The following is a 22,829-nucleotide window of genomic DNA, read 5'->3' as shown; positions in this document are numbered from 1 at the left end:
TGATTTAATACTATGAAAAATTGGACTTTTAGGCAATGGAACACCGTTTTGGGATGGGTGATTTTCGTCATTGCGTTTTTCACGTACTTGTCCACAATAGAACCCAATTTCAGTTTTTGGGATTGTGGGGAGTACATTTCTTCTGCAGTTAAACTTGAAGTAACGCACGCTCCCGGAGCGGCTTTATTCCAGATTGTGGGTGCCGTGGCAGCCATTTTTGCATTAGGGAAAGGCGAAAATTATTCCATCGTCATCAACGCGATGTCTGCATTGTTCAGTGCGCTGACTATTTTATTTTTGTTTTGGACCATTACCCATTTGGTAAGGAGGTTGCTCAACAAAGATTTTGAAGAAATTACGAAACATCAGGAAATCTCCATTTTATTTGCCGGAGCAGTAGGAGCACTTTGCTTCACATTCTCAGATACATTCTGGTTCTCGGCGGTGGAAGGAGAGGTTTATTCGATGGCTTCAATGTTCATCGCTCTTTTGGTCTGGTTGATCACAAAATGGGAAAACGAGTATCAAGCAGCGGACAGTGAAAGATGGATTATCCTTATTTTCTTCGTTTTAGGACTTTCGGTTGGGGTGCACATGATGTGTATGCTGGCGACTCCTATGGTATGTCTTGTATATTATGCAAGAAACTATAAGTTTACCTGGAAAAATTTTATCTGGGCAAACCTTATTACATTGGGAATTTTAATTATTGTTTTTAAAATTATTTTCCCTTTGATTATGACGATGTTCGGAAGATTGGAAATTTTCTTTGTGAACGGATTAGGGCTTCCTTTCCACTCAGGAACAATTGCAGCATTTATTTTAATGGCTGTGATTTGCTATTTTATGATCAAATATGCCAGAAAAACAAAAAGAAATCTGTATCAGACTATAGCTCTGTCTGTAGTATATATGATTATCGGTTTCTCTTGCTGGATGGTAATTCCGATCAGAGCGAATGCTAATCCGCCGATGAACCTTAACGATCCGGACACTGCCATTGGTATGTTGGATTATTATAACAGAGAGCAGTATGGTGATTGGCCAACAATCTATGGACAAAACTATACAGCATTTTTGGATGCGAATGGGATTGAAAAAAATGAAGACGGAAGCTTTAAAACGCAAAAAACCGGTGAAATCTATGAGAAAGATGAAAAAACCGGAACGTACAGAAAGACCGGAGACCGGTTCAATTATGTATTCAATAAGTCTCAGGTGAGCTTAATGCCAAGAATGTTTAATGAAGATAAGGATGTAATGGCTAACTATATTTCGATGTATGGGGCACCGGATTTTACATTCAACTATGCTAATGAAGATGTGGCAGATAATCCACAGGCTAAGCAAATTTTTGATGAACTGAGAACGAAATATGAAGATAAGTCGATCACGGCTTCAGATTATTTAAAAGTAAAACCTTATAATCTGATCAATGTTCAGAAGCCTTCATTCCTTCAGAATATGGATTATTTTATTTCCTTCCAGAATGGCTATTACTTTGTAAGATACCTGCTATGGAACTATGTGGGGAGACAGAATGACCTTGAAGGAAACATGGAAAGCACAAAAGGAAACTGGATTTCAGGGATTCCTTTTATAGACAATGTTTTGGTTGGAAATCAGGAGAAAATGCCTGCTAAATTTAAAAACGAAAGTACGGTTACATTCTTCTTCCTACCATTAATTTTAGGCTTAATCGGGTTCTTTTTCCAATTGAACAGGGACTTCGGAAGATTCTATGCATTATTATCTTTATTTGTTATAACAAGTGTAGGGATCATCTTCTATACAGGAGTAAAACCGTTTGAACCAAGAGAAAGAGATTATGCAATGGTAGGATCTTTCTATGCCTTTGCGATTTGGATCGGACTAGGAGCAGGAGCTGTTTTATGGTTCTTGCAATCTAAGATAAAATCTAACGGAGCGAATATCGCTTTGGGAGTTGTATTGCTCGGAGTACCTTTTATGATGGGCTTCCAAAACTATAATGTGCATGACAGAAGCAACAGATATACAGCTTATGATTATGCATATTCAGTATTAAAATCATTGCCTAAGAATGATATTTTATTCGTTTATGGTGATAATGACACATATCCGGTTTGGGCAATCCAGGAGACGGAAAGATTCAGAGACGATGTAAAAGTGGTTAACTTTACCCTTGCTTCAACACCTTGGAATTTAGATCAGGTGAAAAGAAGAACATACAATGCAATGGGAATCCCAAGTCAATTAAAACATGAAGATTATAGAGATGGGGTAAACGACCAGATTTATATGATGAAGAAGGAAGATTGGGAAGGGGTTTTCTCTATGTTAAAAGAACAGGGAGCTCCCGATACTCAATTCCAGGCATTCAGAAAATATCTTACACAGGATTCATTAACATTGAAGGAAGCTATTGATTTTATTAAATTCAAATCTCCTGAAAAAGATGAGCTATTGAAAATGTACTTTGGAGAAGAGAAATATGAAAAGTATAATATTCTTCCGGTAAACAAATTTATCCTTCCTGTAAATAAAGAAAATGCTTTAAAAGCGGGAATTATCAATCAAGCAGATCTTCCAAATGTTGCGAATCAGATTATGATTACTTATAAAGGAAATACTCTGTATAAAAACAACCTGATCTTATTGGATTTATTAGCTAATTTCGATTGGAAACGTCCAATTAACTTCTCTTCGGGAGGGATCTATGATAGTGAAAACATATTCTATCTGAACGAGTATCTTCAGTTTGATGGTTTCAGTTATAGATTAGTGCCAATACACACAGCTCAAACTCCTGATGGAGATATGGGTAGAGTGGATACTAATTCTCTTTATAATGTGGTGAAAAATTTCAGATGGGGGAACTTTAAAGATTTAAATGCTCACTTTGATGAAACGGCTACATCCAACATTATCAGCTATAGAATGTCAGCAAGCAGAGCTGCTTCAGCATTAGCGCTAAGTGGACAGAAAGCTAAAGCAATAGAATTATTGGATCTTGCAGCTAAAGAAATTCCAGCTGAAAAATATAATGACCCACGTTCATTAAGCTCTATTGTATCAGGATATATTATCGCAGGTCAGGAACAAAAAGGTCTTCAACTGGCAGAAGTGCTTAAGAAAGGAATTTTTGATGAATATGATTATTATTTAAGCCTTTCAAAAGCAGATCAAAGTTATTTGAGAAGACAAATGAGAACAAAACCAATGGAATATTCTCTTGTTGTTTCTGCTGTTACTGACGCTTATACAAAAATTGGACAAAAAGAAAAGGCATATGCTTATTTAGTAAAATCCATTGAGCCGATTGATAAAAAATTCAATGCTTTTGTAAAAGATCTTCAGCAAATGGGCAAAGAGAAAGCGATGAAAGAATCTGAAGATGTTCAAAAGATTACGCCATTCTATCAATACTTATTTGATGTCATGGAGCCTTTTGATTCAACGTATTCGAAAGAAAAAGAAAATCAGATTACCTCTGCGATTATCAAAGCAACACAATAAATACTTTAAAAACGGAACTTCGGTTCCGTTTTTTTGTTATTGGGAATCCTGAATTTAAAGATTATATTTGTCAATCTTAAAAATACATAATGGTTGACGCAAAAAACAACAAATTCCCAATTTATGCCGTAATTTTTACGGTAGCTTTTAAGCTTCTTTTCTTATTAACCCATTATATTCAGGAAGATGCATTCATTACCTGGAGAGTGGCGCAAAACTTACTGGATTATGGAGTAATTGGATTTAATGGAGATACCAAAATATCAGCTTCCACCACTCATTTGTATGTTTTTGTATCCTATTTTTTCAATCTGATATTTGGTAAGGAATACTTTATCGAACCTCTTTTGATTTTTAATTCCATACTGTTTACCATAGGAACTTTGTTTCTTTCCCATTTGCTTCTTAAAAATCCCTGGCACAAGGCCATCTTTATATTTTTAATTGGCATTCTTCCTCCTGCAATTAAAATTTCCATCCTGGGAATGGAATACGGCATTCTGTTTTTCTTAGAGATGTCTTTGTTGTATTATGGGTTTAATAAAGGAAAGAAATGGGTACAAACTATTCTTCCTGCCCTGATTATGTTTACAAGAATAGATACAGTTATATTTCTGGGGATTGTATTTCTTGTGGATATGCTTTGGAATAAAAAAATTAGATGGAATTATGTTTTTGGGGGTGTCTGGGGTGTTTTATTAAGTGTTGCCTTTAACTGGTTCTACTTTGGAGAACTTGTGAATAATACGATTACAGCGAAGAAACTGCTTTATGGGCAAGAGTATACATTTCAGCAGCATATCGATTACTTTTTGGCCAGTTTTGGAAACTATTGGGGGATGTTGAAGCTTCCGGGAAATTTCAATCCAATAACCATTATTGTATTGATTTTTGAATTGCTTTGTTTCATTTACCTGATCAGACAAAGGGAGAAGAGAAACTATTTCTTATGGATGATCTTTATTTTCGGATGGGCAAAACAGGTTATTTTTATCTCTCAGAAAAGTCTGTTCGATTGGTATTATTGGGTTCCTCAATTACTGCTTTTTGTTCCTGTTCTTGTTTTCGTATTGGAGCAAAAGATAAAAAGAAACTGGTGGCTTTCTCTGTTAATTATATTTTATATTCTTCCTATGCTGGCATTTCAGACTATTCATTCGATTGCAACAGGGAACGGGGAATGGAATTACCGTAGAAATATTGGCCTCTTTTTAAATCAATATGAAAAAGATAAAAATCAATGGATTTTCCTGGAGCCGGCAGGATATGTACCTTACTTTTCCGGACTTAAAACGATTGATGAAGTAGGATTGGTAGACAAAGGAGTTCAGACGGAAATTAAAAAAGACAAAAAGAATTATTGGATCAACACCGTAAAATCAAGAAAGCCAAAATACCTGCTTTCTTATAAAAACCTATATGACGGGAATGATGCGAATTCTGTTTACTACCAGACTCACTACAGGCTTTTGAAAGAATTTCGAGTGAAAGATCATTTAAAAAGCAACAATAAAATTCTGGAAAAAATCTATAAATTGAAACCTTCAGGAACAGACTATAATTTATACATTAGAATTGATTAAAAGATTAAAAAATTTAAATAATTTAAATAATAGAAAAATAACTCTTTCACTCTAATACTCTCAAACCCTCAAACCCTCAAACCTAATATACACCCTGCAACCTATAATCTAATCCCTAATCCCTAAAAAATGAAATACTGTGCTTTTCTCCGCGGCGTTAATGTTAAAGGAACTAATATGAAAATGGCAGATGTCTGTCAGGTTTTTAAAGAAGTCGGTATGAAAGATGTAAGCTCAATTCTGGCATCCGGGAACATTGTTTTTTCATCTGATAAAAAGGCTGATGCTTTAAAACAAATTCTTGAAAAAGCGATGTCGGATCATTTTTCTTACGAGGCTTTTTTATTCATAAAATCACAGGAAGAAACGGAAGTTTTTTGGAACAGTATTCCTTTTGAAAAAGGGGATGATCTTCATATCTATACTTTTGTAGGAGTTCCGGGAGTGGAAAAGGTTTTAATGGAGGAATTTCAGAAATCCTTGCAGACTGAGAATGAAAAAGCTGAGATTGTTAATCATATATTTTACTGGCAGGTCCTGAAAGGGAATACTTTGGATTCTTCTTTTGGAAAGGTCTTAGGAAAGAAAAACCTGAAGGACCAGTTTACCAGCAGGAACATCAATACATTTGAGAAGATTTTGAAAAAGATGGGCTAAGTACTTTGCATAATATAAAGGTTAAAAATTGTAGTGTATTCTACAAATACAATATAAATCATTCAATAGGGGGCTGTCTAAAAAGTGTCATTCTGAACATAAACTGACAGTTTACGAACGTAGTTCAGAAATGGAGTAAAGAATCTCAAATAACTGATCATCAATGAGATTCTTCCTACGTCAGAATGACAAAAGCCAAAATTATTTGACTTTTTAGGCAACCTCTTTTTTACATACAAATTCCATTGGTTTTAGCCCAAACTTTAAATATTCGAGATTTTCTCATAAAGATTTGTGGGAGATAAAACTTTACAGATTTAGCTGATAACGCAGTTATTGTCATTCCGTCAGGAATCTAGACCAACCGGATGTTGAAATAGGAGGGCACTTTATCATCGAGTTTTCTTCAGAAATTTAATCAAACCTTAATCAATAAAATATATCTACGCAAAATATATGACAATTATTTTCCCCTAAACCCTAAACCCTAAACCCTAAACCTTAAACCAAAACTCACTCTCTCCTCAAATAATTTCCAAGTCTGAAACTTTCTCAGTATTTTTACTGAACTTTTTAATTATAACAAAAATGATTCAGTATTTAGATAATATTCAGCACAAAGATTCAAAGAACTTTTTCCTTATTGCAGGACCTTGTATTATTGAAGGAGAAGATATGGCACTTAGAATTGCTGAAAAAGTAATTAATATCACAGATAAATATAACATTCCTTATATTTTCAAGGGAAGTTTTAAAAAAGCGAACAGAAGCCGTGTAGATTCTTTCACGACAATCGGTGAAGAAAAATCTCTTGAAATCCTTAAAAAAGTAGGAGAGACCTTCAATATTCCAACAACAACGGATATTCATGAAAATGAGCATGCAGCATTGGCGGCTCAATATGTAGATGTGCTGCAGATTCCTGCATTTTTGGTACGTCAAACCGATTTATTGGTTGCTGCTGCAAAAACAGGAAAATGTGTTACATTGAAAAAAGGACAGTTCCTTTCGCCGGAAGCCATGAAATTTGCCGTTCAGAAAGTAACAGATTCTGATAATCAGAAAGTGGCTATCATCGAAAGAGGAAATTCTTTCGGATATACAGATTTAATTGTGGATTATAGAGGAATTCCTACTATGAGAGAATATGCACCTGTCATTTTGGATGTTACCCATTCATTACAACAACCTAACCAAAGCTCAGGGGTTACCGGAGGAAGACCGGATCTTATTGAAACCGTTGCCAAAGCAGGAATTGCAGTTGGTGCAGATGGGATTTTTATCGAAACACATCCAACACCGGAAACAGCATTGTCCGATGGAGCAAACATGCTAAGACTAGATTTATTAGAAGATTTATTACAAAAATTAACAAGAATTAGAGAATCGATTTTGTAATTGTTAAAAAAACATTAATTTTAGAAATTCTAAAACATTTCTTTTGAAAAAACTAGTTTTACCGCTAAGTCTTATGGTTCCTATCCTGATTTTCTCTCAACATAGAAAAAAGGATACGGCGACGACTAAAGTGACCGATATTGAGGAAGTTGTATTCCAGAAAAAAACAACAGGGAAAACAAATGACCTTACCAATATAAAAATATCAGCAAAAGAAGCCAAAGCTGTGGCTTCTATAAATGGAGGGATCGAGGGATTACTTAAAACACTTCCATCCGTAAACTCCAATACAGAGCTGTCTTCTCAATATATGGTACGTGGTGGAAACTATGATGAAAACCTTATCTACATTAATGATATTGAGATTTACAGACCTTTCCTGATTAGAAATTCGCAACAGGAAGGAATGAGTATCATTAACCCAGATATGGTTTCTTCGGTGAATTTCTCAGCAGGAGGATTTGAAGCTAAATATGGTGATAAAATGTCTTCCGCACTGAATATTTATTATCGTGAACCCGAAAAATTCGAACTTTCCGGGGAGGCAAGTTTAATTGGCGGCAAACTTTCTACCGGTTTTGCCTCTAAAGATAAAAAACTGACAGCTTTGTTTTCAGGAAGATACAGAAATACCAACCTGATTCTTAAAACATTAAACGAAAAAACTGATTTTAATCCTACTTATTGGGATTTTCAATCCTATATTAACTACCATGTTAATGATAAGTTTTCAATGTCTTTCATAGGATATTTTTCTAAGAATGATTATGAAATGATCCCTAAACAGAAAACAGTAGATTTTGGAAGTCAGTTACAGCCTATCAAAGTGTATATAGGGTATGCAGGTCAGGAAAATGATCAGTATAAAAATATGATGGGTACATTTTCCCTGAACTATAAACCTTCTGATCAATGGAAATTTACCTTAGATAGTTTTGCCTATCAGAATAGAGAAAAGGAATATTATACAATAGAATCCGGTTTTCAGGTACAAACATTTGATCCTAAAACAAAAGAACCTATGGCCTCATTCGATACCGGGTCTCAAATAGAACATGCCAGAAATGATTTATTTGTAAGAACTTATGGGACACAGTTCAGAGCAAAATTTTCTCCTAATGTCAATACTGATTTTGAGGTTGGATTCAAGTATGAAAAAGAAAATCTGAAAGATCTTACCAATGAATGGAAAGTAGTAGACTCTACAGGCTATAGTCTTCCAAGACCAATTCCTGATCCAAGAACGGGAAATACAGGTGATCTTAAACTGTTCTACTATATTGCCGGAAATAATAATATTGAACCTACGAGATTATCAGCTTATGCTCAGTATTCTCAGAAGTTTTACTGGGGTGCCAGCAAAGTATTTGTGAATGCCGGAGTAAGAGTTTCAAACTGGAGCTTCAATAAAGAAACTATTGTCTCTCCAAGAGTCCAATTTGCTATAAAACCGGATTGGGATACCGATATGTTGTTTAAACTTTCCGGAGGTATTTATTATCAGGCACCTTTTTATAAGGAAATCAAAGATTTAGATGGTAGTTTTAATTCAGATATCAAATCTCAGCGTTCGATACAAGTGATTCTTGCTAACGATTATGAGTTTCAGATGTATGACAGACCATTTAAACTTACTACAGAGCTCTATTATAAAAAAATGGACAACCTGATTCCGTATTATATGGATAATGTGAGAATTCGTTATTCAGGTAAAAATAATGCTACCGGATATGCTTACGGTGTAGATGCGAGATTATTTGGAGAATTTGTACCGGGAGTGGATTCCTGGTTATCTGCCAGTTATGCGAGAGTATATGAAAATATTGATGGGAGAGGAGATATTCCGAGACCTACCGATCAAAGATTCAGGTTTGCGATGTTCTATCAGGATTATATGCCGAGCTTCCCGTCAATGCGTGTAAATCTTACACTGGTATATGCAATGGGATTACCGAACGGAGCACCTGTTTTCACAGATCCATACCAATATCAGAAAACATTAACGTCTTATAAAAGAGTGGATATCGGATTATCAAAAGTATTCATTGATCCAAGAGATAAGAAAAAAAGATCCGGTTTCTGGGGTAATTTTCAGGAATTGACATTGGGTGTACAAGTGTTCAATGCATTTAATATTGACAATGCAGTTGCCAATCAATGGGTTTCGGATTATACTTCTACAAGAATATATCCGGTTCCTGTATATCTCACCGGGCGTTTCTTTAATGTAAAATTAGAGTTTAAACTGTAGACAAAAATTTGCAATACTTTTATGCCTGGCATTTGTAAGGATAAAAAATAAAAAACGTTTGAATACTTTTCAAACGTTTTTTTTTTGTTTACCGGAATTTTATAACAACAATACCGAATTTTATAACAATGGTTTCGGACTTATTTTTAACTTTGCTTTACAATGAAAAAGATTCTTGCTATATTGTTTTCTATTTTCTACTTCGGGTTTTCTTCCGGAGCAGCATTTAGTATTCATTATTGTATGCAGGAATTTGTTTCTGTAAGTCAGAAGGTGGATGATATCTGCGGGAAGTGTGGTGTTAAAAACAAAAAAGATTGCTGCAAAACAGAAATCAAAGTTGTAAAAGTTGATGATTCTCAAAAATCCGACTTGCTTAAAATCGATTTTTTAAGCCAGATTTCGGAGATTCCGGTTAAGCATCAGTTTTTCTTTGCAGACAGGTCTTTTTCCGCTTCCAAATTTACATCTATCCAAATCAATGCTCCTCCGGAATATCGTCCGGTACCCATTTATATCAATCATTGTAATTTTAGAATTTAGAATTCGTCAGTCGCTTTCAGTATCCGGGATATTGTTAGATGACATGCCTTGACGCATTACCTGTGCGTTACCCTTATTCTCTATTAAAACAATTAATTCTAAAAATTTAAAACAATGAAAAAGTATATCATTACAGCAGCCTTATCTTTATTTTCAATTATTTCACTTTCAGCACAATCTAGAAAGGATGCACAAGTTTCAAAACTGTATCAGAACTATATTGCGATCAAAGCAGCTTTAGCTTCTGATGATGCAGACAAGACAGCAAAAGCAGCAACTGAATTCATTAAAACCGCTTCAACAATTGATTATAAATCAGTTTCTGAAGGGAACCTTAATATCCTTAGAAAAGACGCTTCAGTAATTTCCGAAGCGAGAACTGTAGCTACCCAAAGAGAAACTTTTGCCAATCTTTCAGACAATATGATTGCGCTGACAAAGCAATTCAAACTTTCCGAAAAACCGGTGTATGTACAATATTGTCCAATGGCTGATAGCAGTTGGTTGAGCAATGAAAAACAGATCGCTAATCCATATTATGGCAAATCTATGCTTTCATGTGGAAGCGTGAAGTCAGAAATTAAATAAATATTGTATTAATCATTAATATAGTTAGTTGCATAGCTTAAATTATAATTAACTTTAAGCTATGTGACTTCTAAAAAAGTTTGAAATGTTATGAAAAAGCTAATAATGTTTCTGGTACTTTTATTTTCTGTTTTTACTTTTGCTCAAACCAATAAGACATATTATACCTGTCCGATGCATGCTGAAGTTGTATCTTCAAAACCTGGAGATTGCCCAAAATGTGGAATGACTTTGGTAAAAAAAACGGTAACTAAAATAAAACCAGAAATAGTTAAAAGGTCTGAAGAAACTAACATCATTAAATCTGATATGAGTGCTGTAGGCCAAGTGAAATCACAGACTTTATCTACCTCTTCTTATACTTGTCCGATGCATCCTGAAGTAAAGTCGGATAAACCGGGAAAGTGCCCGAAATGTGGAATGAATTTAATTGAAAAAGAAGATCATAAGCATGTTACAGCTGATACTTCAAAAGAAAATGAAACTATTTTTAAAAGGAATTCTGAAAATGGGAAAGTTACTTTTGGCGGAAAAACAGTTCGTTATGATTTATATGTAAAAGATACAATCGTCAATTTTACCGGCAAAAACAGACGAGCTATCGCAATTAATGGCAAACTTCAGGCTCCAACCTTGTATTTTACAGAAGGAGATACCGCGGAAATCTATCTGCATAATATGCTTAAGGAAAATACAGGCCTTCATTGGCATGGTGTAATTCTTCCTAATGAACATGATGGAGTTCCTTATTTAACGACAAAACCAGTACAACCCGGAGAGACTCATTTGTATAAATTTAGAATCTCCCAGAATGGAACCTATTGGTATCACTCCCATGAAGCGCTTCAGGAGCAAATCGGAATGAACGGGATTCTGGTATTTAAAAAAAGGGAAGGAGAGCCAAAACCGGAATATACAGCTGAAATTCCAGTGCTGTTAGGAGATTGGAGTGATGATGATCCAATGCAAATTGCAAGGAGGCTTCATATGGCCAATACAGATTGGTATGCTGTTAAAAAAAATGCAGTTCAGAGTTATTGGGAAGCCATTAAATCAGGAAATTTTGGAACGAAGGCCCTGAATGAATGGAAAAGGATGGAAGCGATGGATGTAAGTGATGTTTACTATGACAAGTTTCTGATTAACGGAGTACCAAGTTCAGATTATTCCAATCTAAAAGCCGGAGATAAAGTACGATTAAGGGTAGCCAACGGCGGTTCTTCTACTTATTTTTGGTTGAATTATGGGGGCGGAAAAATAAAAGTAGTTGGAAATGATGGGAATGATGTGGTGCCTGTAGAAGTCGATCGTTTGATTGTCGGTGTTTCAGAAACCTATGATATTGAAGTGACAATTCCTGAAAACAAAAGCTTTGAATTCCGTGCTACATCAGAAGACAGAATTGGACATGCTTCCCTTTGGCTGGGCTCAGGTGAAAAAGTAGAAGCTCCTAATCTGCCGAGATTAATGCTTTTTGAAGGAATGAAAATGATGAACGGAATGATGGAAATGAGCGGGAATATGAAGCCGATGAATATGACGATGGGGAACCAGATGATGGATATGAATGAAGTAATGTATCCTGAATTACCTGAAAGTCAAAGAAAAATGACGATGAAGCATATGAACGAAATGATGGGAGTGAAAACTAAAGAGGATAAAAAAGAAGATCATTCTCAACATTCAGGGATGGATATGAAAGAAGAAAAGTCGATTAAGAGACTATCTTATAATATTTTAAAATCTCCTGAGAAAACGATTCTTCCTACCGACAGCCTTCGTGAAATGAAGTTTACCCTGGAAGGAAACATGAATCATTATCTGTGGACCTTAGATAACAAAACGGTTACTGAAACAGATAAAATTCTTATCAAGAAAGGAGAGATTCTTAGAATTAAGTTGTACAATAACTCTATGATGCGCCATCCGATGCACCTTCATGGTCATGATTTTAGATTGATCAATTCAAAAGGAGAATATTCTCCATTGAAAAACGTAGTGGATATCATGCCTATGGAAACAGTAACGATTGAGTTTGCAGCTAATCAGGATGGAGACTGGTTTTTTCATTGTCACATTTTATATCATATGATGGCAGGGATGGGAAGAATTTTCAGTTATGAAAACTCTAAACCTAATCCACAGTTACCTAATAGGAAATTGGCCTGGAAAAATTTCCTGAAAGACAATAAAATGATCAGTTCTATGGCAATGTTAGATGTAGCAAGTAATAAAATACATGCTGAAACAATGACAATGTTCGGACCAAGATGGGCTAATCTGAATGAATTCCATTCCAACTGGAATTTTGATCATTTTGAAGGAAGTGCGAAAGTAGGAAGGTTCTTAGGGAAATTCCAATGGGCACTGCCATATGCAGGATTCAGAGTTCAGAAGAATCATGAAATTATGGAAAGACAAATGGCCGAAGATGCGGGAATGGACTTCCATGGTAAAAAGACCTGGTTTGGCCAGCAGAAAGCTTCAAAAAATAAATTTGCTTTCATTGTCGGGATGCAGTATGTACTTCCAATGTTGATTACTGCTGATGCAAGTGTCGATCAGAACGGAAAAGTCTTGTTAGAACTGAGCCGTGAAGATATTCCACTTTCCAGAAGATTAAGAGGAAACTTCAGTATCAATTCTGATGGAGAGTTTTCAACAGGAATAAGGTATATTGTTCAAAAATGGTTGTCCTTTTCCGGAAATTATGATAATGAAATGGGCTGGGGAGCCGGAGTTACTTTAACATATTAAATAAAAACTAAATTATATTCAAAAAGCTGTCTCATTGAGGCAGCTTTTTTAGTCGGTAAATACTCGTTATAGGTGATTTTTTTGTAAACGCAAAGAATAGATGATTCTAATGCATAGTTTCAGGAAGCAAAGAACTGCGACTTTTTCGCTGATGAAGCTTTAAGTAATACATTCGCTTAGAAAGAATCAATGAAATGGATTCCAGTTTTGCCTCCTTAAAGTTTTTACAATATAAAAATGAATCTTTGTGTTTTAAATATTTTCTCGAATCGTTCATCTACAAGTAATGATCAATAATTACCTTGCAGGCTTTGGACACTTCGTTATTAAAATAAATTTTATCATCTTTCGAATTATAATTTTGATGTGTATATTTTGACGCAAATTCCTTAGCTAAAGTTAATTTCCTCAAGAAACTTGTAGGACTCACCAATCTATTATTCTTTTTAGTAAGTCTTTTAAGAGTAATAAATTGAGCTAATTGATTTTTAACTAGCTTTTCAATTTTTTCTTTTTCTTTTACATTCATAATAGTTATGTTTATATTTAATATCCAAATGTAGCATGTCGCTATTGTGGTATTTATGAGGATAGTAATTTTTATTATAATTTTAAATGTTTGCCTATTACGACTTGATGCGTGATTACAAATGTTATACACTTTGCTAAAAACAAAAGCCACCCCATTTTCATGAGATGGCTTTATGTAATTTATTTAAATGTTTCTGTGTAGCTTTTTCAGTCTTTGGTGGGGTATAAGTAACTTTTGAAATATCAACAATCATTTCCTTCAGACGTTTTGCCACATTTTTTTACAGTATTTAATTTATAAACTTAAAATATAACTTTCCGATATTTTCTTAAAACCATACCGGCTGAAAAAGTTGTGAGCGCCATGATTGTTGATTCCACTTTCTAATAAAATAAAACTGATATTCCAGTTCTTAGACTCCTGAATTGCTTTTTCTAAAAGTTTACTTCCCAGAGATTGCCCTCTCACAGACTGGTCTAGAAGCATATCTTCCAAAATAGCGTACTTTTTAAAAGGACTGTTAATGATATTAAAAACCATCATACCAACAATTTCTCCATTTTCATTTTCAGACACCAGAATATTTAATTTTGAGCTTCCATCGGAATTAAAATCAGTAATCAACTGTTCCGTTAAAATAACTTCAAGATCCGGATTCCAATGATGAGAATCCAGAGCTCTTCCGGACATCATTTCACCATGGGAAATATAAGAATCCGTTTTATGGGTGATAAAAAAATCTACCAGTTCTTTAATGCGGGTCTTATCAGTAAGCCATTTTGTAGTATATTTCATGTGAGGTGTTGTTTGTTGAATATGAATTGTATGATAATTCGAAGATTAAAATTAAACATTTAATTCTATCCTAATCAATTATAGGATATGATTTTTGCTCACAGATTGAATAGATCTGGGTGATTCTCATAAAAAAGTCTTTGATTTTTTAACCTTATGTGGTCTTCTCAACGCAATACTTTTTAACTTCAAAAAACTTAAGTGTTCAGAAACTTTTGCGCCTTTTGTGGTTATTCTTTTCCCACAGACGCCACGGATTCCCTCAGATGTTCCCGCATGATTTGAGACTTGCTAAAGCAGATCTACAAAAAAATCTTTGATTTTTAAAGCTTAAGTGCTCTTCTCAACGTAATGTTTTTAACTTCAAAAAACTTAAGTGTTTTGAAACTTTTGCGCCTTTGTGGTTAAATCTTTGCCCACAGAATACACAAGTTTACAGAAATGCTTGTGTGTATATTTTTTCGCACGCAGATAAAGCGGATATAGCTGATTTTTTTTAACTTCTAAGCTTTTAACTTGAATCTTAGCACTCAAAAAACTTTTGCGGTTAGATTCTAATTCTTTGTTATGGTGATTAAAAAACATGTTAATTTGTATCAATTCCTATAAGTTGTTACAAAAAAAACGGAGCCTGAAAACAGACTCCGCTATACATTTGTTTACGCTAAAATTATTTACCTAAATAAGATTTTAAGATCTTGCTTCTGGTATTGTGTTTTAGTCTCTTAATTGCTTTTTCTTTGATCTGACGAACTCTCTCTCTTGTAAGATCGAAAGTCTCACCAATTTCTTCTAAAGTCATTGGGTGTTTTCCGTTCAGTCCGAAATATAATCTTACCAAGTCAGCTTCTCTTGGCGTTAAAGTATTCAATGCTCTTTCGATCTCTATTTGTAGAGATTCAAGCATCAGATCTTTATCAGGACTTGGAGATTCTCCTGAACGTAATACATCATAAAGATTAGAATCTTCACCTTCTACTAAAGGCGCATCCATAGACAGGTGTCTTCCGGAATTTTTCATAGATTCTTTAATATCTTCCTCGCTCATGTCAAGAACTTCAGCCAATTCTTCCGGAGAAGGTGGTCTTTCATTCTCTTGCTCAAGGTGAGCGTATGCTTTATTAATTTTGTTGATGGAACCAATCTTGTTCAAAGGTAGTCTTACAATTCTTGATTGCTCAGCTAATGCCTGTAGAATTGATTGACGGATCCACCATACTGCATAAGAGATAAATTTGAAACCTCTAGTTTCATCGTACCTTTTTGCCGCTTTCATTAATCCTAAGTTACCTTCATTAATCAAATCGGGTAAAGAAAGACCTTGGTTTTGGTATTGTTTAGATACAGAAACTACGAAACGAAGGTTGGCTTTGATTAATTTCTCTAGTGCGGCTCTGTCACCTGCACGTATTCTTTGTGCCAATTCTACTTCTTCGTCCGCAGTGATCAGTTCCACTTTACCAATTTCCTGCAAATACTTGTCTAATGAAGCAGTTTCCCTGTTGGTAACCTGCTTAGTGATTTTTAATTGTCTCATTTATTTTATCCTCAAAAAAGAGTTACTATATAATATACGTATGGAAATACAAAAAGGTTACACAAGTTTTACTTTTTTATTATATTTTTAATTAAAAGTGGGTAGGAGAGCCCAGAACACCGATTTAGAAACGAAAAAAGAAGTAGAAAATGAGAATGCAATTTCTTATTTAACCCGTTGTGCATTTTGAGCTAAAATTACCTGAGATCTATGCAAGAAAAGGCTGGAAGCTAGAAGAAAGAAGCTGGAAGTTACTTTCAGTTATTATCACACTTCCAGCTCCCGGCTTCAAAACCACTTTACTCTGAGCTGACATTAAAATATCAAAATGCACAACGGGTTTATTTAATATAATTTTATATGGAACGGTCTCTATCATTCCCCTCCTTTGGAGGGGTGGCAAAAATTCAGAGAATTTTTGACGGGGTGGTTTTCTACATTATATATTCTCTCCGCAAAATTATATTCAAAAAAAACGGAACCAAAGTCCCGTTTTTATTTATCTATAAGAGTTTTATTTCAATTAAAATAGCTCGTTCAATACTTTAGCCAATCTCAACCCTCCGTATAATAACTGTCTTTCAAGCGTATCATTGAATTTATATTGATAGTCATAAGATAATTTTGAACCCTCAGGAGTCTGCGCATAGATCTTATTGGCAATTTTATGAGAATCATATAACCAATCTTCCAAAGTTCCGGATTGAATTTGTGCTACTTCTTCTTTTGATTTGATATCTAAAAGCTTAGAATATTCAGTATAACTGTATTTTTGAGAATCTACTAATTTGCCATCCCAAACAGAATGCAAATTGGTTTTATCCCCAAAATAAGTGACATTAATTTTATTTCCCCCTAAATCATCAGCTCTTCCTACGTGTAGTGGTTGAGCAAGGTCTCCCATAATATGGATCAGGAAGATTAAAGCAATTTTTCTGTCTTTTGCTGATGTTTTTTCATCCTTAATCTGGCTGGAAAGAGTATTAACCTGAGTATACAAACTTGGTCCTGCCTGCATTTTCAGATTTTGATCAAAAGCTTTTAAATCAGTTTGAGGATCGATATTTACATAATGCCAGGACGAAGCTTGTTTCCAAACTCCCGTAGTATCGGATTTTATGAAGTCCGGCCAGTTGGCCCAATAAGCAAGACGTTCTTTGCCCATTATTTTTTTGATTTCTCTTCTGGCTTTTCTGGATAGGTGATTTTCTGCGATGTCTGCGATAACTCTGTGACCCGTTAATCCCCATGCATAAGAATAAAGTGAAGAGGCCATAAATGCTAAAATCAGAATTTTAGAATAAATACTTTTCATTTTAAATAACAATTTTCAGTCTGCAAAGATACGTCCCACTTTTAGAATGAGCATGAATAATTCTAAATTTCTTTTATTAAATAATAGTAAACGTTTAGGATTATATTGATAAGAGTTTGTTTTATGGATGGGCTACAAAGTTTAAAGAAGGGGAGTGTCAACAATTAATAAAAACTTTATATAATGAAGTTTGTACTTTTAAATACTTGATTTTGAACATGGATTCTTACTTTCCAGATAGAGAATAGATCTTCTTTTTACCGTATTTTTACGGAAATTACTTAAAATTATTCCTTTTAATGTCAATAAATTAGTATTTTTAAAATCAAATTATTGGTAAAATATTTTTTCAAACCTATGAGAAATATTATCTTTACAAGTCATAATCACAGGAAACACTATGTATGAGAATAATATTGTAGATATGAATTACAATAAGCTGCAGACAGACTTTAAAGCTGAAGCTGTGGCGGTTAACCTTTTGAAATATCACAGGGCGGTAAGCAATATATTTATTGAGCGAATCGGAGTAAACGATCGTGCCTACCTGAAAGATATTAAAAGTATTTCGAGTAGTTATTTAGGATTTGACGAAGAGGTTTTTACGATAGAAAGCTACCGGGAAGGTATTTATGATTATCTTCCGGAAGGATTGTTCCATCCGCCATCTTTGGGAGCTTCGAGAAAGAATGTAGACACTGTTGTAAGAGAAATCCGTAAACAAAAAAAGGTAGAAGATGATGCAAGGAAATTTTTCCGTCCTTTTGAGTTGGAAATATTCTTTACTGAAATAAGTGCTCTACTTAAAGAGTCTGAATTTGATATTACCAGCAATACAGATGCCTTATTGGAAACGGTAAGTGAGCTTTGGCCTCTGATTAAAATGCTGGACAAGCAAAATGCTTATATTTTCATGCATATTTTACCGTTTTTTCATCAGATCAGAGGGGATAAAAAGTGGTTTGAAAGATGTATGACCGCTTTTCTGCAAGTACCGGTAGAAGTTACCTTTTCACCCAATGTGATTGATGGAATAGAAAAAAACGACGATTCCATGTTATTGGGAAATTCAAGATTGGGAGTAACTTATATCCCAAGTGGCAGGCATATGGACGGACAGCGAAACTGGGTCGTGAATATTGGTCCGATTCCTTATGGAGAAATGAAGAGGTATATTCCGGGAAGCCCGTTTAGAAAAGTACTTCAGGCATTATATGATTATTTTCTTCCTGTAACCGTAGATGTAGAAGAGAATTTTGTCACAGAAAAAGAAGAATACTCATTCAGTCTTGAGGATGATGAAAGAAACGCCAGCCGCCTTGGTTACTCCACATTCCTCTAAATTATTTTATTATATTTACAATTACCAACAAAGTATAAATTCGAAAAGAAACAAATGGAAATTTCTTCAGTAAAAGGTATTTTTTTAAGGTATCTCCTAATGCCTTTAATCGCAATTATTATGACGGTTATACTCGGTGTAATCAGGAGGAATAAACCTGCGATAAAGATTAAAGTAATTATTGTATACGTCCTGTTGTGCAGTTTATGTTTAGCAATTCCCGGTATTTTTGGGTTTGCAGGAAATCTTTTTAATCCGTACTGGTATCTTATTGCACAAGTGATTTACCTTATTTTTGGGATTATTCATGTTAATTTATTACATAAATATTTTAAAAAGCATATCGATTCTTTGGCAATGAGCATTTTGTTCGAGTCTATCCTTTCATTAACGTGTATGGCTTTGGGTGGGTATTTGTTTACATTGATCTTTAACTGGATGAGCAAAGGAACAGGTTATGCGATGATGGCGGCTACGAGTATGGTGATTTTTGTTGTTCCAATGGTATTTTACTATTGCTATATTCAATTTATCAGTATTCCGTTTGATATTTATAAAACCTGGAGATATTCTCCTGAGCAAAAGCTCCCTGATTTTGAAGGAGCAGATTTTGATCGATTGATGGTTTTAAATGTTGAATTGAGCAAAAACTTAGAAGATTCCAATAGATTTAGAATAAAAGCTAAAACTCTTCCAACGGGAGTAACTTTCGGAGATTGGTTTTACAGAGTAGTGGATGATTATAATCATAAAAACCCAGGTTCTATTATTCATCTCTCAGATCAGGAAAGTGAACCATACTATTGGATATTTTATACTAAAAAGTCATTCTTCAGCTTTAGAAGATATATAGATTTTGATCAGGATATTTCTACAAACGGTATTTCAGAAAATGAAGTGGTGATTTGTAAAAGAGTTATTCAACATGAAGAGGAAGGTACCTCAAAAAAAGCATAGACACAAAAAAATTAAAAAGTATTAAACATGATACAACCTATTAAACATTTTGCAATCAATTGGGTGGATGGGATGAAAGTTTCCCAGAGACACCTTAATGATCAGGATAATTTCTTAATTGATACCATCAGAGATTCCAATTCACTTGGAATTACTACATATAACTACGGTCTTTTGCCTATTTCTAATGAATTTACAGACCGAACTATTTTTGATGTCCACAATACGGCAACCAATGATGTACAATTAGTAATCAAACGATGCAGTGCGGTAACAATGGCAGGATATCGTATTGAGTTGACGGACAGAAGAATCAGTGTAAAGTCATTAGCTAAGTCAATGAATGAGGAGCAGGCAGATGGAGAATATTATATTTTAATTTCTGTAAATCCGTTTGATAAAGTACCTTTTGGAGATATTGACCCTGAGGAAATTCCACCACGTCACCCAAGTGCACAGCCGAACCACCATATCGAATTACTTCCGGTAACATCATTGAATAGCAGTTACTCAGGAGGAAATTATCTGATTATCGGAAAAGTAGATTTAAGGGCAAACATTGCTCAGGTAGATGCTAACTTTATTCCACCTTGTACTTCTGTTCAGAGTCATCCGGCTTTGATTGAATACTATAACAGTTATGCAAAATCTATTGGAAATCTGCAGCAATATGCATTTAAGATTATCCAGAAAGCTTCTCATAAAAATCAGAATACAGCATTAGCACAGAATGTTAAATTCTTATGTACAACGATGGTGAATACTTTTGGTGATATGTATTTCCAGTTCAGAAATATTACACCTTGGCAACCTCCGGTATTCCTAATTGAGTCTTTCGCAAAATTAGCGCTTCATTTATATAATGCGACACAACTTCTTGTTCCTGCTGAATTAGAAGAAATGCTGAATTATAGCTTGGAATGGAGTGAAATTGCTCCGCATACTCTATTAAATCAGCTTTCTATTGTTGCAGAGACCAACTATGATCATCACAATTGTGGAGAGCCATTATTGTACATCCAGCAAATGTTGAGAAGCTTGGAAATTATTTTCTCTAAATTGAGCGAACTGGATTATATCGGTCAGAGAAAAGAAAATATTATTGTTAACGAACAGGAAGTTTCAACCAATACAAACCCGAAAAGAGGTTGGAGCGTTCTAGATTAAAAGAATAATAGTTTAAAATATAAATCCCGAATCTTAGATTCGGGATTTTTTATTATTCTAAAATTGATTTATTTTTTATTCAAAAGCTCCAGTGTGTGTGCTACATGTCCGCCTCCTTGCCATTCATCATGTCCGGGGATAACCAGCGTAGCCTGGGAATATTTGGATTTTAATTTTTCCATGGTCTGAGGCCATTGTTTTACATTAGCTTCTCCTATGAAACCTAAGTCTGTTGCGGTTCTGCTTTTCACAAGACATCCGCCGTCCAATACTTTATACTTAGGGAACCATACCACTACATTGTCAACTGTGTGGCCTTCTCCAAGAAAGTCTACAATAAATTCTTCTCCACCTATTTTATAAGGCTTTCCGGTTTGTATGATTTCACTTGAAGTGGCCTTTCCTTCTTTCTTCAGGATTTCATTGGTCTTTGCTGTAGCATACGTTTTAATACCCTTGTTATTGTAAAAGCTAAGATCTCCCGCTCTGTCATCATGGGAATGGGTTGCAAAGACTGCAATAACAGGTAAATGATGTCTTTTTTGGATCGTGTCCATCAGACTTTGATATTCTGTTTTTTGCCAGGGAACATCAAATAAAACCACACCCTTTTTGGTAATAAGATAAACTGCATTAGCAGAATATTCTTTGCCTCCGAATACTCCAAACGTTTTATAAATATATAAGTTGGGTTTTATAGGTGGTTCGATTACAAAGTCTTTTACCTGAGCATTCATAACCGAGCTTAAAAATAGGAACATCATCAAAAATTGAATACTTTTTTTCATAATTTTTAGGATAGTAATTAAAAATTTATTGCTTGTATGAAGAATAAATACAAACAGAATGTTTTACAAACCTAATAAAATTTAAACATCAAATCTTTTATGAAAGAGAGTTTAACCGTTTTTTAACAATTATATTAGTTTTTTTTCTTTGTATTCTGTCTTATTTTAATTTCAAGGAATAAATAAGTGGTATTAATTGAAAATAGATGAAAAAAAAATATATCGAAAAATGTTGAGTGTGAAATTCTTTACTGGTTGATTTTCTTTAAGTTAAAATTTATTTTTTCTTATATTTATCGGAAGATTAAAAAATTATTTATGAACATTTTGGGCAAAAAATCAAAACTGAATCTGATTATTTTGAGTAGTTCTGTTCTTTTATTATACAACTGCAAAGCAAGTTCTCCGGTTTTAGAAATTGAATCGGAAAGAGCACAGATTGATAAAATCGATAAAAAAGTAGTACATCTTTTAAGCCAGAGAATGAATGCTGCGATGAAGATTGGAGAAATAAAGAAAAAAAATAAAATTGAGGTTACCCAGCCGGCAAGATGGAACGAAGTAAAAAATAATTTGAGAAAAAATGCCATCGAATCCAATATAAATCCTGATATGATTGTAAAAATGTACGAAGTATTTTATGAAGAATCCGTAAAACAGCAACAGGATCTCCAGAGAAAATAAACTTATACGATTTCTACAGGTACTTTTCTATTTCTTTACCAGGATTTTTTCAGTAGCCTTTTTACTAAGAACTTCTTTTTTGCCATCAATTTCTATGGCCATGGATTTATCAAAGTTTTCAATTTTAACCACTTTTATTTTTGTGTTCAAAAGAAGCTTTCTTTCATTGAGATAACTTAAAAAAGCATCGTCAGAAAGGGTTACAGAGGCAAAAACTACGGTTTCTCCAATCTCACAATTACTTAATTTTTGCAAATCCTGAGCAATAATATTACCGTCTTTATCGGGAATAGGTTCTCCATGAGGGTCAAATTTAGGATAATCCAAAATTTCATCCATTTTATCAAAAAAGATAGGAGAGTGCACGTGTTCCAGTTGTTCAGCAATCTCATGAACATTTTCCCAACCAAAATTCATTGTTTTCACCAAAAACATCT

General features: G+C 34.3%; 18 protein-coding genes. 12 read left to right on the top strand and 6 right to left on the bottom strand.

The window, feature by feature from the left end; translation table 11 throughout:
* Window positions 1-12 precede the first annotated feature (12 nt).
* From CW752_RS01785 to CW752_RS01750, 8 genes are all read left to right on the top strand, one after another.
* The gene (locus CW752_RS01785; RefSeq protein WP_101238085.1) at window positions 13-3,498 is read left to right on the top strand and encodes a DUF2723 domain-containing protein; all 3,486 of its coding nucleotides are present in this window, start codon (window positions 13-15) and stop codon (window positions 3,496-3,498) included.
* Window positions 3,499-3,587: 89 nt separating this feature from the next.
* Window positions 3,588-5,081: a hypothetical protein gene (locus CW752_RS01780; RefSeq protein WP_101238084.1), complete on the top strand. Its 1,494-nt coding sequence runs from the start codon at window positions 3,588-3,590 to the stop codon at window positions 5,079-5,081.
* A gap of 129 nt (window positions 5,082-5,210) precedes the next feature.
* Entirely contained in the window at window positions 5,211-5,738 is a 528-nt protein-coding gene (locus CW752_RS01775) for a DUF1697 domain-containing protein (RefSeq protein ID WP_101238083.1), read from the top strand.
* Between the two features lie 588 nt (window positions 5,739-6,326).
* Window positions 6,327-7,136 carry a 3-deoxy-8-phosphooctulonate synthase gene (gene kdsA, locus CW752_RS01770; protein ID WP_047095820.1) on the top strand — a complete coding sequence of 270 codons (810 nt, stop codon included), beginning with the start codon at window positions 6,327-6,329 and terminating at the stop codon, window positions 7,134-7,136.
* 43 nt (window positions 7,137-7,179) lie between these two features.
* The gene (locus tag CW752_RS01765) at window positions 7,180-9,387 is read left to right on the top strand and encodes a TonB-dependent receptor plug domain-containing protein (RefSeq protein WP_101238082.1); all 2,208 of its coding nucleotides are present in this window, start codon (window positions 7,180-7,182) and stop codon (window positions 9,385-9,387) included.
* 162 nt (window positions 9,388-9,549) lie between these two features.
* Complete coding sequence (locus CW752_RS01760; RefSeq protein ID WP_228401573.1) at window positions 9,550-9,930, top strand: HYC_CC_PP family protein; 381 nt, start codon at window positions 9,550-9,552, stop codon at window positions 9,928-9,930.
* A gap of 114 nt (window positions 9,931-10,044) precedes the next feature.
* Window positions 10,045-10,518: a DUF3347 domain-containing protein gene (locus tag CW752_RS01755; RefSeq protein ID WP_101238081.1), complete on the top strand. Its 474-nt coding sequence runs from the start codon at window positions 10,045-10,047 to the stop codon at window positions 10,516-10,518.
* Window positions 10,519-10,608: 90 nt separating this feature from the next.
* Complete coding sequence (locus tag CW752_RS01750; RefSeq protein WP_228401571.1) at window positions 10,609-13,275, top strand: multicopper oxidase domain-containing protein; 2,667 nt, start codon at window positions 10,609-10,611, stop codon at window positions 13,273-13,275.
* 277 nt (window positions 13,276-13,552) lie between these two features.
* On the opposite strand, the gene CW752_RS01745 is transcribed toward CW752_RS01750, so the two are convergent.
* From CW752_RS01745 to CW752_RS01725, 4 genes are all read right to left on the bottom strand, one after another.
* Entirely contained in the window at window positions 13,553-13,804 is a 252-nt protein-coding gene (locus CW752_RS01745; RefSeq protein WP_101238079.1) for a hypothetical protein, read from the bottom strand.
* A gap of 297 nt (window positions 13,805-14,101) precedes the next feature.
* Window positions 14,102-14,602, bottom strand: coding sequence for a GNAT family N-acetyltransferase (locus CW752_RS01740; protein ID WP_101238078.1), 501 nt, complete (start codon window positions 14,600-14,602; stop codon window positions 14,102-14,104).
* Between the two features lie 670 nt (window positions 14,603-15,272).
* Window positions 15,273-16,139: an RNA polymerase sigma factor RpoD/SigA gene (locus CW752_RS01730; RefSeq protein WP_002979276.1), complete on the bottom strand. Its 867-nt coding sequence runs from the start codon at window positions 16,137-16,139 to the stop codon at window positions 15,273-15,275.
* A 523-nt stretch (window positions 16,140-16,662) separates the two neighbouring features.
* The gene (locus tag CW752_RS01725; protein WP_101238076.1) at window positions 16,663-17,454 is read right to left on the bottom strand and encodes a S1/P1 nuclease; all 792 of its coding nucleotides are present in this window, start codon (window positions 17,452-17,454) and stop codon (window positions 16,663-16,665) included.
* A gap of 424 nt (window positions 17,455-17,878) precedes the next feature.
* Between CW752_RS01725 and CW752_RS01720 the strand changes: the two genes are divergently transcribed.
* The 3 genes from CW752_RS01720 to CW752_RS01710 are packed head-to-tail and all read left to right on the top strand — an operon-like array spanning window position 17,879 to window position 20,920.
* Window positions 17,879-18,796 carry a type VI secretion system baseplate subunit TssG gene (locus CW752_RS01720; protein ID WP_228401569.1) on the top strand — a complete coding sequence of 306 codons (918 nt, stop codon included), beginning with the start codon at window positions 17,879-17,881 and terminating at the stop codon, window positions 18,794-18,796.
* Between the two features lie 54 nt (window positions 18,797-18,850).
* Window positions 18,851-19,753, top strand: a complete 903-nt coding sequence (locus CW752_RS01715; protein WP_101238074.1) for a TssN family type VI secretion system protein — start codon at window positions 18,851-18,853, stop codon at window positions 19,751-19,753.
* Window positions 19,754-19,780: 27 nt separating this feature from the next.
* The gene (locus CW752_RS01710) at window positions 19,781-20,920 is read left to right on the top strand and encodes a hypothetical protein (RefSeq protein WP_101238073.1); all 1,140 of its coding nucleotides are present in this window, start codon (window positions 19,781-19,783) and stop codon (window positions 20,918-20,920) included.
* Window positions 20,921-20,988: 68 nt separating this feature from the next.
* Here the strand turns inward: CW752_RS01710 and blaIND are convergent, their stop codons facing one another.
* The gene (gene blaIND / locus CW752_RS01705) at window positions 20,989-21,708 is read right to left on the bottom strand and encodes an IND family subclass B1 metallo-beta-lactamase (RefSeq protein WP_101238072.1); all 720 of its coding nucleotides are present in this window, start codon (window positions 21,706-21,708) and stop codon (window positions 20,989-20,991) included.
* 318 nt (window positions 21,709-22,026) lie between these two features.
* Between blaIND and CW752_RS01700 the strand changes: the two genes are divergently transcribed.
* Window positions 22,027-22,392 (top strand): chorismate mutase, encoded by a 366-nt coding sequence (locus CW752_RS01700; RefSeq protein WP_101238071.1) that lies wholly within the window; start codon window positions 22,027-22,029, stop codon window positions 22,390-22,392.
* Between the two features lie 27 nt (window positions 22,393-22,419).
* Here the strand turns inward: CW752_RS01700 and CW752_RS01695 are convergent.
* On the bottom strand, window positions 22,420-22,829 hold a 410-nt coding region (locus CW752_RS01695), incomplete at its 5' end, for a metal-dependent transcriptional regulator (RefSeq protein WP_145957849.1).

It is taken from the genome of Chryseobacterium sp. PMSZPI (genome assembly GCF_002835665.1).
GTDB lineage: Bacteria > Bacteroidota > Bacteroidia > Flavobacteriales > Weeksellaceae > Chryseobacterium.
The sequence above is the reverse complement of the archived record's forward strand: the minus strand, read 5'-3'. Positions and strand labels throughout refer to the sequence as shown.